The following is a 12,973-nucleotide window of genomic DNA, read 5'->3' as shown; positions in this document are numbered from 1 at the left end:
CCGTTCATGGCGGAGATATCGCCGGCCCGGCTCGAAGCCCCGGCGCGGGTCGCCGGCGCTCCACCGGCGGTGACCGTCGTGGTGCCGACCCGCAACGAGGCGGACAACGTCGGCCCGCTCGCCGACCGGGTGCGCGCCGCCTTCGGCGACCAGCCCGTGGAAATCGTCTTCGTCGACGACAGCGACGATGCGACCCCGTCGGCCATCGAGGCGATCGCCGAGCGCCACCCCGACGAGGTACGTCTGATACATCGTGTCTCACAGGAGCGGGCCGGCGGACTCGGTGGTGCCGTGGTCGCGGGGATCTCCGCCGCCCGCGCGCCCTGGGTGGTCGTCATGGACGGCGACCTGCAGCACCCGCCGGAGACCGCGCCGCAGCTGCTGGCGGCCGGTCGCGCGGAGACCGCCCAGGCCGTGGTGGCCAGCCGTTACCGGCAGTCCGGCCGGGTCGACGGGCTGGGCGGCTGGTTCCGGCGCACCGTCTCGCGCGGCTCCGGGCGGCTCGCCAAGCTGTTCTTCCCGCTCCGGCTGCGCGGTGTCACCGACCCGATGAGCGGGTTCTTCGCCGTGCGCCGCGACGCGGTCCGGCCGGCGGAGCTGCGCCCGGACGGCTACAAGATCCTGCTCGAAATGCTGGTACGCAACCGGATCGAACGCGTCGCCGAGGTGCCGTACACGTTCCGGTCCCGGACCGCGGGGGAGAGCAAGGCGTCGCTGCCCGAGGGCCTGCGCTACTTCCGGCACCTCGCGGGGCTGCGGCTGTCGATGATGCGGCGGCCACAGTCGGCGTACGGCCGGATGGCGGGTTTCGCCCTCGCCGGCGCCGCCGGCACCGCGGTCAACTCGGTGGCGCTGTGGGCCCTCGGTGAGCTCGCCGGGCTGCCGTACCTGCTCGCCGCGTTCCTGGCCGTGCAGGTGGCGATCGTCTGGAACTTCGCGGTCATCGACCACCTGGTGATGCCGCCCGGTGCACGCGCGAGACACCACCGCTTCGGCCGTTTCCTGCTGCTGAACAACAGCCTCACCCCCCTGCACCTGGGCCTGCTGTTCGCCCTGGTCCGCTGGGGCGGGCTGCACTATCTCGGCGCGAACGTGGTCGCCATCATCGTGGTGTTCGCGCTGCGCTACATCGTGACCAGCTCCTGGGTGTACGGCACCCCGGCCGGCGGCGGTCTGCCCGCCGCGGAGCTGATGCGGCTGGTCCGGCGTACCGGGCAGGTCCGCGTGGTCCTGACCCTGCTGCTCACCGCGCTGGCGTTCCCCGCCCTGCTCGCCGTCTCCTGGAACGGGCTCTGGACCCGCAGCGGCGCGGTGCCGCTGATCATCCCGCTGGCCGCGGCGACGGCCCTGGTCCTCGGCCGGCTGCGCCCCGACCGCGGCGAGCCGGACGTGCACGACCGGCAGGTGGACGGCCTGCTCTCGGTCGGGTGCCTCGTCTCGGCGTCGGCGCTGCTGCTGCTCGCCCCGGCGCCCGACCGGCTCACCTGGCTGCTGCCGGCGTCGCTGTTCTACCTGGCGGGTGCGGCGATCCTGCTGCTCGGTACGCGTACGGCGGCCCGGCTGCGCTGGGCCCTGCTGCTCCCGCTCGTGTCCATCGCCGACCTCGGCCTGACCTCGAACGACGCACCGGCCGTGCTCGGCGCCGTGGCCTGCCTGATCGTCAGCGCGCTGGTCATCTTCGGGTCCCGGTGGGGTGCCTTCGCACGCGCCGCCGTCGCGTCCCTCGCGGTGGTCGCGGTGGCGGCCAACGTCCCGTTCGTGGCCGGCATGTTCTCCTCGGGCCGCTACACCGGGCTGCCCGCGCTCACCGACGTGTCACTGGCGATCGTGGTGGCGGCGATCGTGGTGTTCTGGTCCCGGAGCCGCCCGGTCCGGGTCCTGGCCGCCGGGCGCCCGTTCCTGCCCCGCGCCCGCTTCGTCCTCGTGACCCTCACCGTCATCGCCGTGCTGCTGGGGCTGCGCACACTGCCCGAGCTCACGTGGCAACCCGCGGAGATCCCGGCCACGTCCGGCGCTTCGTCTCAAGGCTCGTCGCAGGGTTCGTCGCGGGGAGACCGCTGATGCCTGCTGAGGTGATCGAGCGCAAGCTCACCGCGTACTCCGCGCATGTTGTTCTGACCCGGCTTCAGCGCATCGGCCTGTTCGTTGGTCTCGCCCTGCTGGCCGGGGTTGCGGTGCTGCGCCCGATGCTGGTGCTGCAGGTGATCGTCGCGCTCGTGACGCTCTGCTACGGCGCGGCCATCGCGTTCCGGGTCGCGCTGGTCTACGCCGCCGGGCGCGGTGAGCACCGGGTGCGGATCAGTGACGAGGACGCGCGGGCCGTGCCGGACGCCGAGCTGCCGGTCTACACGGTGCTCGTCCCCGCGTACCGTGAGCCCAGTGTGATCGGTGCCCTGATGGCGCACCTCTCGGCACTGGAGTATCCCCGCGACAAGCTCGAGGTGATCCTCCTGCTCGAACCGGACGACACCGAGACGATCGAGGCCGCACGGGCCGCGCTCACCGGCGAGCACCTGCGGATCCTGGTCGTGCCGGAGTCGATGCCCAAGACCAAGCCGAAGGCCTGCAACGTCGGGCTGGCCGAGGCGACCGGCGAGTTCGTCACGATCTACGACGCCGAGGACATCCCCGACCCGCTGCAGCTGCGCCGGGCCGTCGTGGCGCTGCGCAGGCTCGGCCCGGACTACGTGTGCCTGCAGGCGGAGCTGGGCTACTTCAACACCGACCAGAATCGGATCACCCGCTGGTTCGCTCTGGAATACGCGACCTGGTTCCGGTCCCTGCTGCCCGGTTTGGTCGCGCTCGGCATGCCGGTCCCTCTGGGTGGCACAAGCAATCATTTCCGTACGCGTGAACTGCGCGAACTCGGCGCCTGGGACCCGTACAACGTCACGGAGGACGCGGATCTCGGCATCCGGCTGGCCCGCTCCGGCTTCCGTGTCGGCGTGCTGGAGTCGGTGACGCTCGAGGAGGCCAACTCCGACTTCATCAACTGGATCAAGCAACGCAGCCGCTGGTACAAGGGCTACCTGATGACGTGGCTGGTCCATCTGCGCAGTCCCCGCGCGACGTTCAAGCAACTGGGGTGGCGCGGGCTGCTCTGCCTCAACCTGTTCGTCGGCGGCACTCCGCTGGCCGCGCTGCTCAACGCCGTACTGTGGGCCACCACTCTGCTCTGGTTCCTGGCCCAGCCCGCCGTGATGGAGCAGATCTTCATCCCGCCCTTCTACTACGTCGGCGTGTTCTGCCTGGTCTTCGGCAACGCCACGGTCATCTACCTCAACGTCCTCTCGGTACGCAGCATGGACCGCCCGGACCTGCTCGGCACCGCGCTGCTGTCGCCGCTCTACTGGGCGATGATGAGCCTGGCCAGCGCCAAAGCCGCCTGGCAGCTCGTCTTCAAGCCCTCCTACTGGGAGAAGACCACCCACGGCCTGCACCTTCCCACCCCTGCGCCGGCGGCCTCCGATGTCGACTGACACCCTCGTCGCCCGGCGGCGCCCGACCCTCACCGAGCACCGGGCGGTCCTGCTCGCCTGCGGCATCGTCTACCTGGCCGTCGCCCTGTGGTTCTGGCACAACCAGGTGATCCCGAGCGACTCGACGAGCCGGCTCGCCAACGCGTACTACACGCTCTTCAGCCGCGACCCGCACCTCGCAGCGGTCGGCTTCGTCTGGAACCCGCTGCCGTCGATGATCCTGCTCCCGTTCCTGCCCCTGAAAGTGCTGCTCCCGGCGCTGACCCAGCAGTCCCTGCTGGCGCCCCTGGTGTCCGCCGCGTTCATGACGGCCACCGTCGGCATCGTCCACGACCTGCTGCGCCGCATGACGCTCACCCGGACCCCGCGGCTGATCCTGACCGCGGCGTTCGCCCTGAACCCGATGACCGTCCTCTACGCGGGCAACGGCATGAGCGAGGCCTGCTTCCTGCTGTTCCTGCTGCTCACCACCCGTGCGCTGTACCAGTGGCTGACCGTGCGGAAGGTCGAGTCGCTGGTCCCGGCCGGTCTCGCGGTCGCGCTGGCGTACGGCGCGCGCTACGAGGCCCTCGCCCCGGTCGTCGCGCTTCCGGTGGTGGTCGCCCTGGTGACGTGGCTTTCTGGGGGAGATCAACGCCGGCTCGCGCTGGCCAGGGTCGACGCGGTGATCGCGGGGCTGCCCGGGGTGCTCGCGGTGGTGCTCTGGGCGGTCGCCAGCAAGATCATCGTCGACCAGTGGTTCGCCACGTTCTCCTCGGAGTACGGCAACTCGGCCCAGGTGTCGAGCGGGTCGACCGGGATCTCGTCGGTCACCGGTGACGACCTGGGCGGACGGCTCGCGTACTGGTCCCAGCAGTGGCTCGGGATCGCCCCGTTGCTGCTCGTGCTGCTGGTCCTGGCGGCGATCCTGGCCTGGCGTACGCGCAACCCGGGCATCCTGGCGCCGGTCACGATCCTCGGGTCGGTGCTGGCCTTCGACGCCCTCGCGTTCCTGACCGGCATGTCCTTCGGCTGGCTCCGCTTCCAGATCACCCTGATCCCGCTCGGCGTCCTGCTCGCCGGGCACGTCCTGGCCACCTGGCGCCCGCTCGGCACCGCCCGCGCCGCCGTGACCCTGACCCTGGCGGCACTCGCCGTCCCGAGCACGCTCTACACCCTCACCCAGCCCGACCTGGCCCGCGAGGAATCCGAATACGTCACGGCCGCCGGCTCAGCCCGTCGCAGCAACCTGTTCCACGTCGACGCCCAGGTGGCCGCCGACCTCGATGCCATGAACCTTCCCGACGGCGCCATCCTGGCCGACGCCGCGGTCGCCTACGGCGTCATCCTCGCCAGCGACCACCCCCACGACTACGTCACCACCCCGGACCGCGACTTCCCCGGTGCGGTCACCGACCCCCGCGGCCACAACATCCGCTACCTGCTGCTCTCGGCGGACGCCCCGACGGACGCGGTCCGCACGGGGCGTTACGGCCCCGACGCCGCATCGGTCCCCACGACCGGCGTGCGTACGTGGTCGGACGCGTACGGCAACCTGCAGTGGACCCTGATCGCAGCTTGACCGTCATTGCCCGGCGGGAGCGCCTCCCGCCGGGCGGTGCCCCCTACAGTGATCACCATGGTGACTGGTGAATACAGGGACTTCTTCGTGGCGATGGCCGGCGCGGCGGGCGCGCTGACCGGCCTCCTGTTCGTGGCACTGTCACTGACCCCGCACAACAGCCCCAACTCGACAATCCAGTCATTCGACAGGTACGCGCGAGCGCCGCCCTCATCGCCTTCACCAACACCCTGGTGGTCTCGCTCTTCGGCCTCGTCCCCGAAACCAACCTCGGTTACCCGGCGGCCTCCATGGGAGTCGTCGGCATCCTCTTCACCGCGGCCAGCATCCGCACGGTCCTGGCCAGCGTCGCCGCCACCCGCGCCCGCCTGCGCCAAGCCGGCCTCATCGTCCTGCTGCTCAGCATCTTCGGCGCCGAACTGATCTGCGGCGGCCTCGTCATCGCCGGCATCAACCCCGAGATCGCCATGCACCTCATCGGCTACGCGCTCTGCACCTCGATCCTGGTCGGCGTTGCCCGCGCCTGGGAAATGGTCAGCGACCGCGACACCGGCCTCGTCGCCTCCCTCGCCACCCTGGTCGAGCACAAGCCCTGATTTCTCTGCGCGTAACCCCTGCCACATCCTGGCCATCGATTCGAACACCAGTACTAATATGGCTCTTGTGTTGGCGGAGGTGCAGCAGTTGGGAGTGGCCGCGGCGGGTGTCGCGGTGGCTCCGTTGTGGCAGTTGTCGGATACGGAGTTGACGGAGTCGTTGCGGGCGGCCCGCTGGCTGGAGCAGGTTGCCCGGTTCGTGCAGGCGCGGCTGGCTCGTCAGGGTGATGCCCGGGGGCTTCCGGCTGCTCAGGGGTATCGCTCGACGGTGGAGTGGTTGCGGGCGGTGCTGGTTCTGGACCGGGGGCCGGCTCGGGAGCTGGCCGCGGACGCTGTTGTCCTGGATCATCCGGCGGTTGCGCAGGCGGTGCTGGATGGTGATGCCGACCTGCGCCAGGCCGTGGTGATTGCCCAGACCGTTGACGCGATCCCTGCTGATCTTGCCGGTGCGGGTGGTTGTGGGGTCTCGGGTGCCGGGCAGATCGTGCAGGACGCGGAGACGACGTTGATCGGTATGACGGGGCGATTGCCGGTCAATCAGTTGCGTCGTGCCGGCGAGCGGATCCTGACCTATGTGGCTCCGCAGGTGGCTGATCGTGCCGAGCGGGCGTTGCTGGCGCGTCAGGAGGCCCGTGCTGACCGTAAGCGTGGCCTCACCCTGTCGGTGCCGATTGATGGCCTGGTGTATTTATCCGGGGTACTTGGTGTCGAGGACGCGGCGACGGTGCAGGCGGCGTTGCATCCGTTGTGCCGGCCCGTTATCGGTGACAAGCGGAGTTCTGCGCAGCGTCGTGTGGATGCGTTGCTCGAGGTGTGCCGGTTGGCGTTACGTTCGGGGGAGCTTCCCGCCGACGGTGGTGAGCCGCCCCAGCTCTCGGTAACGGTCGCCTATGATCCGCTCACCCAGGCGTTGGGCATCGGCACGACCGACACCGGTATGCGTGTGTCCGCGGACGTGGTGCGGCGGCTGGCGTGCGATGCCCGGATTCTGCCGGTTGTGCTGGACGGGAAAGGGCAGGTCCTCAACGTCGGCCGCCGTCGTCGTCGCGCGACGGGGTCGTTGCGGCGGGCGCTGCATGTCCGAGATGGCGGTTGCGCCTTCCCGGACTGTGAACTGCCGTCCCGGTGGACGGATGCCCACCATATTCGGCCGTGGACCGCCGGTGGCCGCACTGACCTGGCCAATCTGGTGCTCTTGTGCAGGCGCCACCACAGCATCGTCCACGATCCGGCGACCGGGTGGAAGATCCGTATCGGGCCTGACCGGCATCCCTGCTTCATCCCCCCGCCCACCATCGACCCCACCCAGCGACCCCGGCGAAACCTCTACCACCTCCGCCAATAGCAACCCCTGTCCCACGCCACCCAGGATCGGCCGGCCGGTGTCCACCTCGTGACGACCGTCCACAAAGAGCCGTGTCCTGCGTAGGCCCTGTGTCCTGCGTAGGCGCCGTGTCCTGCGTACGCCCTGTGTCCTGCGTAGGCGCCGTGTCCTGCGTACGCGCCGTGTCAGGTGTCGCACTCTCCGGGTTGGGGCATATATCGACGTACATGTGTCAGCTGGAACCGGTTTGACGCATACTGCTAGCGTTCCCGGCGGTCGGCGATGGTCGATCCGTGTGGATCGTGTTCAGTGGAGGTGTCGCTGGTGCTGGAGAGGCTCAGCGGCGGCCTCGATCGGCTTCGTGACGAGGTCGGCGAGGGCACCGTGACAAGGCGGCGGTTGCTGACCGCTGTGCCGGGAGCTGCCGGGCTGCTCGTGCTCGGCGGGGCGGCGACGGCTGGGTCCGTGTCGGCGGCGAGACCCGAGCACACGCCGCGGGCGACGACAAAGCCGCGCACCCCGCCCAAGGAGAGCGCCCCGGCCAAGCCGCGGGGGCTGCCGACGCAGAAGAAGCCGATCTTCACGCTGGCGGACTACCGCCGGATGTCCTCGGCGCCGCCGTTCCCCACCGACGCCGTGGCGCTGACCATCGACGACGGGCCGCACCCGATCTGGACCCCGAAGATCCTGCACCTGCTCGACAAATACCACGTGCCGGCCCTGTTCTGCATGATCGGCAACCAGGTGCTCGGCCACGAGCAGATCGCCAAGACGGTCGTCGGCGCCGGTCATCAGCTCGCCAACCACACCTGGAGCCACCCGACCAAGCTCGCCGGCAAGTCCGGCCCGCAGGTGGCCAAGGAGATCGCCAGGGCCCAGGCCAAAATCCAGAAGACCACGGGGTACGCCCCGAAGCTGTTCCGTTCCCCCGGCGGCGACTGGTCCCCGACGGTCCTCCGCGAAGCCGCCCGCGCGGGCCTGCTCCCGGTCGACTGGAGCACCGACCCCCGCGACTGGTCCCGCCCCGGCGCCCCCGCCATCGAGCACCGCCTGATGGCCGCCCGCCCCGGGCAGATCATGCTCTGCCACGACGGCGGCGGCGATCGCTCCCAGACCTACACAGCGCTGAAGAAGGTCATCCCCGCGCTGTCGGCGAAGGGCTACCGCTTCGTGGCCCTGTGATTCCTGGCCCTGTGATTCCTGGCCCTGTGATTTCCGGTCCTGCGATTCCCGGCCCTGTAACCAGCCCGGGCTTCCCTGAGTCGTCGCTCGGGTGGCTGGCCCGGCCGTCGGCTGGGCCTGCTTGGCGTGGTGCGCGGGCTTGGCCTGCGGTGGCGGTTTGGCTCGCGGTGGCTGGGGGCGCAGGGGCGGTTCTGCGGGGGAGGGCGGCGAGGAGGCGGTCGAGGGTCAGGAGGGCTGCGCCGAGGAGGGCGAAGAGGGCCAGGAGGGCGACCATCCAGAGCGCTACGCCCAGGTAGCCCTTGCCCTCGGGGCTGAAGAAGAAGTACGGGTAGCGGTCCGGGACCTCGGGGAAGAGGATGGCTCGGAAGATGGACGTGATGCCGTACACGAACGGGTAGATGAGCCAGAGCGGGAGGTCTCGCCAGGGTGATGCCCGGCGGGGGCCGAAGAGGAGCCAGTCGAGCAGGACCATGATCGGCACCGCGTAGTGCATCAGGAAGAGCGAGCGGTTGGTGAGTTCGGTCGCTGGGTCGCCGTGGGTGAGGCCGGGTAGCGGGTTGGCGCCGTGGTTGAGCACGAAATGCGAGATCAGGCACGTGATCACGATCCAGAGCGTGACCGGGCCGCGGAGCCGGGGTGCGGCCGGAGCGGTGGTGCCGCGTTTCAGCATCCAGTAGATCGTGGCGCCGAAGTAGCCGAGGACGATCAGGTTGCTCTGGTTCGTGTAGTAGGCGAACCGGTGCTGGTCCATCTGGAAGCCGGTGTAGCCGCAGGCGACGATCGCCACCCGCCACCACAGCTCGGGACGGGACAGGACGGTCATCGGGGGAGGGTCCTTCCGGCGGGTCATGCTCAAGGGGGCTTGATCGATTCTCTGGATTATGCGGGAGTCTCGCGGCGGGCGCGCGGCACCCCTACGATGGTTGTCATCGATACCTGGGAAGCCGTACCGCGCGGCAAGGGCTTTGTCGTCACGATCCATGCCGGGCCGCGCCCGCACGTCGCGCGGCTGTCCGCCGAGGAGCTGGAGATCGTCCGGCCGATCCTCGACGAGACCGTGGAAGCCGGTGGCCGCAACGAGTTCAGCCGGGTCCAGTTCGCCGACGCGCTGCGGGTGGCGATCGGGCGGGACCCGTTCCGGCAGGTCGGGCGTGGGGGAGCCGCGTGGCGCACGGCCCGGCTCGACATCGCGGGCGTCGTGATCGGGCTGATCTTCGCGAACTCCGACGACGTGCGGTGGCGCCAGCTCACGGGTTACGCCGTCGCTGCGTTCTGCTTCGCCCATCTGTGCTGGCTGACCATCCGAGTGCTGCTCCGCCGGCAGCCCTGACCGTTGACGGCCACAAACCGCTGCCGACGGGCCAGCGCCGACGGGTCACCACTGACGCGCGGTACTGACGGGCGGTTACTGACGGGCCGGCGGCGTAGGGAGCGCCGTCGGCCCGGGCCGGGTGTTGTGGTGGGTCAGCTGATGGTCACCTTGTGGCGGAGTTTGTTGTAGCCGGTGCTGGGTTCCCAGAGGTTCTCGTTGGCGAGGTGGATGGAGTACTCGGGGCGGCCGGCCAGGCGGGCGCCAGGGTCGGGCAGGTCGAGAAGGAGGTCGTACGTGCCGGGTGCGAGACCGTTCAGGGACACGGTTTCGGTGGCTGTGGTGGTGGTGCCGGGGGCCCAGTGGCGGGGGTCGGTGCTGAGGAAGCGGAGGTAGTTGATGCCGGTTTCGGTGTTGCGCAGGACCAGGGCGGCGTCGCGGGGGTTGGCCGGGGCGGACCAGCCGTCGTTGCGGACGGTGAAGGTGATCGGCAGGGTGCCGCCGGGGGCGGCGGTGTCCGGGTAGGAGCCGCTGACGAGGGTGAAGCGGTAGCCGAGGCTGCGGCGGATGGTGTCGATGCAGCCGCCGGAGGACCAGCTGGCGAGCACGTCCGGGTGGTAGTCCTCGTTGAGGAAGTTGTAGTGGAACTGGGTCAGCTCCTGGACCGCGGTCGGGCAGTCCGTGCGGGGGGAGTTCTTGGCGCAGGTTTCCCCGCCCATGGCGACGTACCGGGTGTCCGCCTCGAGGTACGGGTACTCCGCGTTCGGGTTGCGGAACGTGCCCATGTCGTCGGCGGCGGCCAGGAAACAGTCGTTGTGGTGGCCGAGGCGGGCGGGGATGGTGCCGGAGTAGGCCTCGGCGTCCGAGACGGGATCGGGGTCGTACAACGTCTGCTTGTAGGCCATGGTGCGGACCTGGAGCATGCGGTCGGCCGGTAGCACCGTGAGCAGCTTGTCCAGGATGGCTTTGCGGTTGGCCCAGTCGGCCGGGGAGATCTGGCCGAGGTTGCCGAAGTTCTGCGTGTAGTACCACTCGCCCCAGGCGCCGATGAAACCCGCCTGCAGGACGTGGATGATGTCGGCGTTGGCGCGCAGTACGGGTGCGAGCTGGTCGATGTGCGCGAGGATACGGTCCGATGTGGCATCGTCGCCGCCCATATCGGCGGTGTAGGCGAACCGGACGACCATTTTGAGCCCCGCCGAGCGTACGACATCGGCTTGTTGCTGGAATTGCTTCAGGGCCGCGTCGCTGATCGGGGAATGCTTGTACGGCGTGAGATAGAACATGCACATCACAAGTGAGATGTGCTCTTTTCTGCGGAACGACAGAAGTCGATCACGGTCGAAGTCGTGCGAGTCACAGTTTCCGGGGTAGTGGTAGAAACCGCGCTCGGGATTGGCGATGTCGGCGCCGTCCGCGCTGTAGGCAACCGAGTTGTCCGCGGCGCGGGCCTTCGTGGCGAAGGGCGGGGCCGCGCCGACAATGGTGGCACAGAGCAGACCGGTGAGAGCCGCGGCCGGCATGCGTTTCAGAGGCATGAGAATACGCTAGGACAAACTCCGATGAAAAGCCGCATAACACGATAAAAGAAAGGCGCTCGGGGGAATCTGCCCCGAGCGCCCTTCAGCATTTCTCAAGCAATGGTCACGGTACGCAGCAGGTCGTTGTAACCGGTCGTGGCCTCCCACACGCCGGTGTTGGCGAGCTGGATCGCGTAGTCGGCGCGGGCCGCGAGGCCGGTCGCCGGGTCGGGCAGGCTGAGCAGCAACCGGTAGCTGCCCGCGGGGATGCCGGTGAGCGACGGCGACTCACTGACCGTGGTGGTCGTGCCGGCCGCCCAGCGGCGCGGGTCGGCGGCGAGCGGGAGCCGGTAGAGCGCCCCGGTGCCGGTGTTGCGCAGCACGAGCACGGCCTTGCGCGGGTTGGCGGGCGCCGACCAGCCGTCGTTGCGGACGGTGAACCGGACCGCCAGGGTGCCGTTGCGGGTGGCGGTGGCCGGGTACACCCCGGTGGTGAGGGCGAAGCGGTAGCCGAGGCTGCGCCGGACCGTGGTAATGCACCCGCCGGCCGTCCAGGTGTTCAGGACGGACTGGTTGTAGTCGGTGTTGAGGTAGTTGTAGTGGAACAGCGCGAGCTCCTGCGTCGCGGTCGGGCAGTCCGAGCGCGGGGAGTTCACGCCGCAGGTCTCGCCGCCCATGACGACGTACTTCGTGTCCGCGGCGAGGTACGGGTATTCCACGGCGGGGTTGACGAACGTGCCGTAGTCGTCGGGGCTTGCCAGGAAGCAGTCGTTGTGGTGCCCGAGGCGGGCGACCGGCGTTCCGGTGTACGCCTGCGCGGCGGAAACGGGCTCCGTCGCGTACAAGTCGCGTTTGAATGCCGGTGTGCGGAGCTGGACCATGCGGTCGGCCGGCAGCGCGCTGAGCAGCTTGTCGACGACGGCCTTGCGGTTCGCCTTGTCGGTGGCGGAGACGACGCCGGCGTTGCCGAAGTTCTGCGTGTAGTACCACTCGCCCCAGGCGCCGATGAAGCCCGCCTGCATCACGTGGATGACGTCGCTGTTCGCCTGCAGGAGCGGCTTGAGCTGGTCGATGTGGGCGAGAACCCGGCTCAGCGGGGCGTCGTCGCCGGCGGTGTTCGTGGTGTACGCGAACCGGACGATCATCTTGAGCCCGGCTGCCCGCACGGTGTCCGCTTGGCGCTGGAACTTCGCGAGAGCGTCCGCACTGATCGCGGAGTTCTTGAACGCGGCCAGGTAGAAGATGCACATGACCAGCGAGATGTGATCGTTCGCGCGGTACGCCGCCAGGGTCGACTGGTTGAAGTCGGCCGCGTCGCAGTCCTGGGTGTGGTGGTAGAGCCCGCGCTCCGGGTTCGTGATGTCCTCGGTGCTCGCGGCGTAGGACACGGAGCCGTCCGAGCCGCCGGTGTAGGTCTGCGTGATCTTCGCTGAGGTCTCGAGCGGGGACTCGATCTGGAAGACCAGGTCGGCGTCGCCCGGGGTCGCCGTCTCGCCCAGGTCCGACCGGTTGACCGTCCAGGTGGCGGTGCCGTTCGCCGCGGTGTGGGTGACCGTGGCGACCGAGGTCCAGCTCCAGCCGCTGCCGGAATTGCGGTAGAGGGTGCCGTTCTCGAGCAGGAAGTCGGCGCCGACCCCGGCGGTCGCGAAGCCGGTGGCGGTGCTGCGGTCGGCGTCCACATAGACCCGGCGGAAGGCCGGAGCGCCGGTGTAGCCGAACGTGTAGGTGACCGTCGTGGCGGTGTTCGTGGCCGCCGGTGAGGTGATCGCGGCATGGGCCGGGGTGACGGCGAGGGCGGTCGCACCGAACAGCCCGGCGACGGCCGCGGCCAGTAAGCGCTTGAGGGGCAGGGCTCGTTTGAGGGGCAGGGCTCGCTTCAGGGGCATGGCTCTCCTATCGGCAGGTGTCTATTCATATATTGAGGTACTCCAGGGGAATTCGGGTGATGGTGAACAAACTTTGGTAAAAAAGGGCGCCCCCGGGAGAACCCGGGGGCGCTGTC

The 12,973-nt window shown here is 69.4% G+C and carries 10 protein-coding genes; 7 read left to right on the top strand and 3 right to left on the bottom strand.

The window, feature by feature from the left end:
- Window positions 1-6 precede the first annotated feature (6 nt).
- From Ahu01nite_RS33965 to Ahu01nite_RS33940, 6 genes are all read left to right on the top strand, one after another.
- Window positions 7-2,061 carry a glycosyltransferase family 2 protein gene (locus tag Ahu01nite_RS33965; protein WP_203840806.1) on the top strand — a complete coding sequence of 685 codons (2,055 nt, stop codon included), beginning with the start codon at window positions 7-9 and terminating at the stop codon, window positions 2,059-2,061.
- Window positions 2,061-3,479 (top strand): glycosyltransferase, encoded by a 1,419-nt coding sequence (locus tag Ahu01nite_RS33960; protein WP_203840805.1) that lies wholly within the window; start codon window positions 2,061-2,063, stop codon window positions 3,477-3,479. Before Ahu01nite_RS33965 ends, Ahu01nite_RS33960 begins: the two co-directional genes overlap by 1 nt.
- The gene (locus Ahu01nite_RS33955; protein WP_203840804.1) at window positions 3,469-5,040 is read left to right on the top strand and encodes a hypothetical protein; all 1,572 of its coding nucleotides are present in this window, start codon (window positions 3,469-3,471) and stop codon (window positions 5,038-5,040) included. Before Ahu01nite_RS33960 ends, Ahu01nite_RS33955 begins: the two co-directional genes overlap by 11 nt.
- Window positions 5,041-5,273: 233 nt before the next feature.
- On the top strand, window positions 5,274-5,636 hold the full coding sequence (locus Ahu01nite_RS33950; RefSeq protein WP_203840803.1) for a hypothetical protein: 363 nt from the start codon (window positions 5,274-5,276) through the stop codon (window positions 5,634-5,636).
- 58 nt (window positions 5,637-5,694) lie between these two features.
- Window positions 5,695-6,981, top strand: a complete 1,287-nt coding sequence (locus Ahu01nite_RS33945) for an HNH endonuclease signature motif containing protein (protein WP_203840843.1) — start codon at window positions 5,695-5,697, stop codon at window positions 6,979-6,981.
- Window positions 6,982-7,284: 303 nt separating this feature from the next.
- Window positions 7,285-8,142 (top strand): polysaccharide deacetylase family protein, encoded by an 858-nt coding sequence (locus Ahu01nite_RS33940; RefSeq protein ID WP_203840802.1) that lies wholly within the window; start codon window positions 7,285-7,287, stop codon window positions 8,140-8,142.
- On the opposite strand, the gene Ahu01nite_RS33935 is transcribed toward Ahu01nite_RS33940, so the two are convergent.
- The gene (locus tag Ahu01nite_RS33935) at window positions 8,096-8,965 is read right to left on the bottom strand and encodes a Pr6Pr family membrane protein (protein WP_203840801.1); all 870 of its coding nucleotides are present in this window, start codon (window positions 8,963-8,965) and stop codon (window positions 8,096-8,098) included. The genes Ahu01nite_RS33940 and Ahu01nite_RS33935 overlap by 47 nt on opposite strands.
- Window positions 8,966-9,061: 96 nt before the next feature.
- On the opposite strand from Ahu01nite_RS33935, the gene Ahu01nite_RS33930 reads away from it, so the two are divergent.
- Window positions 9,062-9,472, top strand: coding sequence for a hypothetical protein (locus tag Ahu01nite_RS33930; RefSeq protein WP_203840800.1), 411 nt, complete (start codon window positions 9,062-9,064; stop codon window positions 9,470-9,472).
- Window positions 9,473-9,606: 134 nt separating this feature from the next.
- Here Ahu01nite_RS33930 and Ahu01nite_RS33925 read toward each other — a convergent pair whose 3' ends face one another.
- Both Ahu01nite_RS33925 and Ahu01nite_RS33920 read right to left on the bottom strand, forming a co-directional pair.
- Complete coding sequence (locus Ahu01nite_RS33925) at window positions 9,607-10,989, bottom strand: DUF4832 domain-containing protein (RefSeq protein ID WP_239159345.1); 1,383 nt, start codon at window positions 10,987-10,989, stop codon at window positions 9,607-9,609.
- 95 nt (window positions 10,990-11,084) lie between these two features.
- Entirely contained in the window at window positions 11,085-12,857 is a 1,773-nt protein-coding gene (locus Ahu01nite_RS33920; protein ID WP_203840799.1) for a DUF4832 domain-containing protein, read from the bottom strand.
- Between the last annotated feature and the right edge of the window lie 116 nt (window positions 12,858-12,973).

The organism is Winogradskya humida, assembly GCF_016862215.1.
GTDB lineage: Bacteria > Actinomycetota > Actinomycetes > Mycobacteriales > Micromonosporaceae > Actinoplanes > Actinoplanes humidus.
Note: the sequence above shows the minus strand (reverse complement) of the source record. Positions and strands in the feature narration are given on the sequence as shown.

Excerpts from the sequence above, each read along its gene's own strand:
- Ahu01nite_RS33965 (WP_203840806.1), top strand. The coding sequence starts at position 7 with ATGGCGGAGATATCGCCGGCCCGGCTCGAAGCCCCGGCGCGGGTCGCC.
- Ahu01nite_RS33960 (WP_203840805.1), top strand. The coding sequence starts at position 2,061 with ATGCCTGCTGAGGTGATCGAGCGCAAGCTCACCGCGTACTCCGCGCAT.
- Ahu01nite_RS33955 (WP_203840804.1), top strand. The coding sequence starts at position 3,469 with ATGTCGACTGACACCCTCGTCGCCCGGCGGCGCCCGACCCTCACCGAG.
- Ahu01nite_RS33945 (WP_203840843.1), top strand. The coding sequence starts at position 5,695 with ATGGCTCTTGTGTTGGCGGAGGTGCAGCAGTTGGGAGTGGCCGCGGCG.
- Ahu01nite_RS33935 (WP_203840801.1), bottom strand. The coding sequence starts at position 8,965 with ATGACCGTCCTGTCCCGTCCCGAGCTGTGGTGGCGGGTGGCGATCGTC.
- Ahu01nite_RS33930 (WP_203840800.1), top strand. The coding sequence starts at position 9,062 with ATGGTTGTCATCGATACCTGGGAAGCCGTACCGCGCGGCAAGGGCTTT.
- Ahu01nite_RS33925 (WP_239159345.1), bottom strand. The coding sequence starts at position 10,989 with ATGCCTCTGAAACGCATGCCGGCCGCGGCTCTCACCGGTCTGCTCTGT.
- Ahu01nite_RS33920 (WP_203840799.1), bottom strand. The coding sequence starts at position 12,857 with ATGCCCCTGAAGCGAGCCCTGCCCCTCAAACGAGCCCTGCCCCTCAAG.